The sequence below is a fragment of the Anaerococcus sp. genome, from assembly GCF_022770135.1.
GTDB lineage: Bacteria > Bacillota > Clostridia > Tissierellales > Peptoniphilaceae > Anaerococcus.
In genome coordinates, this window is sequence record NZ_JALEIL010000065.1 from 1 (window position 1) to 2,170 (window position 2,170).

The following is a 2,170-nucleotide window of genomic DNA, read 5'->3' on the forward strand; positions in this document are numbered from 1 at the left end:
TGGCTTTCCAGAAGATTTTTTAGAAGAGTACTCTAAAAGAGTTGGAAGGAAGGTTATTTGTAACAAGCCATATTCTGGAACAGAAGTTATCGAAGATTATGGTAAGGAACACTTGGAAACAGGAGCCCTTATAGTCTACACATCAGCAGACTCAGTCTTTCAGGTAGCAGGCCACGAAGATGTAGTTAGCCTTGAAGAATTATATCGCTGCTGCGAAATAGCAAGAGAAATGCTTCAAGGAGATTTGGCAGTAGGAAGAGTTATAGCTAGACCTTTTGTAGGCGAGCTTGGTTCTTTTGAGAGAACTAGAAGCAGACACGACTACGCCCTAAATCCAACAGGACCGATTATAATGGATGATTTAGTAGCAAATGGGTACGACTCCATAGGAGTGGGCAAGATTTATGATATCTTTGCAGGAAAGTCAGTGCTTGAAACTTACAAGATGGAAGATAATATCGATGGAATGAACATAACACTCGACTTATGTGATAAGGATTTCAATGGCTTATGCTTCGTAAATTTAGTTGATTTTGATATGATTTATGGCCATAGAAATGATGTGGATGGCTATGCCAAGGCCTTTGTTGATTTTGACAAGCAGTTAGGCGAGATGCTTCCAAAGCTTAGGGAAGATGATATTGTAATCATTACTGCAGATCACGGATGTGACCCATCAACTCCATCGACAGACCACTCCAGAGAATATGTTCCAATGTTGATTTTTGGAGATAAGATTAAGGCTGGAGTTGACCTTAAGACTAGAAAAACTTTTGCGGATATTGGAAAGACTATTGCCGATATATTTGAAATCGAATCAGAAATTCCAGGCGAAAGTTTTTATGAAAAAGTTAATAAATAGGAGGATTTTATGAAATTAATCTTAAACCTTCTGGGCGTAGTTATTGTAATAGGATTTATGTTTTTAATATCTATGAACAGGAAGGCTGTAAATATTAAGGGAATTTTCACAGCTCTTTTGGCCCAATTTATAATAGCGGGCCTTCTCGTAAAACTCCCTCAAGGAAGAGCAGCTATTGGAGCTGTTAGTAAGGTTGTAGAAAAGGTTTTATCCTATGGTAGTCAGGGTATCCAATTTGTGTTTGGATCTTTGGGAGATCCGGCTGCCCCAACTGGGGCTATATTTGCCTTTCAAACTTTGACAAATATTGTATTTATCTCAGCCTTGGTAGCAGTATTATTCTACACAGGAATATTAGGATTTGTTGTATCAAAGATAGGCTGGGTTATAGGAAAGTTATTTAAAACATCAGAGGTTGAATCATTTGTAGCTGTAGCTAATATGTTCTTAGGTCAAACTGACTCACCAATTCTTGTAGCCAAATACTTAAACTTCATGACAGAAAGTGAAGTAATGCTGGTACTCGTTTCAGGAATGGGATCAATGTCAGTGTCAATTATTGCAGGCTATGTTGCCTTGGGAATCCCTATGGAATCATTGCTTATAGCATCAACTATGGTTCCGGTTGGATCAATTCTTTTATCTAAAATCGTATGCCCGCAAACTGAAAAAATCCAAGAGCTTGGTGAAGTGAAGATGGATAGGAAGGGCAATAACGAAAACGTCCTAGACGCCTTGGCAAGTGGAGCCCTCGATGGAATGAATATGGCTATGGCAATCGGAGCAACCCTTATAGCTATAATTTCTATAGTAGCTTTGATAAATGGTATTCTAGGAATATTTAATATTTCATTGGAAACTATCTTATCCTACGTATTTGCTCCAATGGGTTACTTGATGGGGCTTGAAGGCAAGGAAGTCTTTACAGCAGGTGAGCTTTTAGGTTCTAAGCTTATCCTAAACGAATTCGTAGCCTTCGGCAAACTTGGTCCAATGCTTGCTTCTATGAGTGAGAGAACAGGTCTAATGCTTGCGGTATCTCTTGCAGGTTTTGCTAATGTAAGCTCAATAGGAATTTGTATATCAGGTATATCAGTTCTATGTCCAGAAAAAAGACCAGTCCTTGCAAAGCTTGCCCTAAGAGCAATGATTGCGGGATTCTGTGTCAGCGTACTATCAGCCTTAATAGTTGGTATTTGGTTGTTATTCTAGAATAAGGAGAAGAAAATGAGATTTATAGATATTATTGAAAAAAAGAAAAACAAAGAAGAACTAACAGACGAAGAAATTCAATTTTTTATAGATGGA

At 38.1% G+C, this 2,170-nt stretch carries 2 protein-coding genes; both read left to right on the forward strand.

The window, feature by feature from the left end; translation table 11 throughout:
- A partial coding sequence (locus MRZ08_RS02900) for a phosphopentomutase (protein ID WP_297379071.1) occupies positions 1 to 862 on the forward strand: 862 nt, incomplete at its 5' end.
- 9 nt (positions 863 to 871) lie between these two features.
- Complete coding sequence (locus MRZ08_RS02905) at positions 872 to 2,074, forward strand: nucleoside transporter C-terminal domain-containing protein (protein ID WP_297379074.1); 1,203 nt, start codon at positions 872 to 874, stop codon at positions 2,072 to 2,074.
- The last annotated feature ends 96 nt before the right edge of the window (positions 2,075 to 2,170 follow it).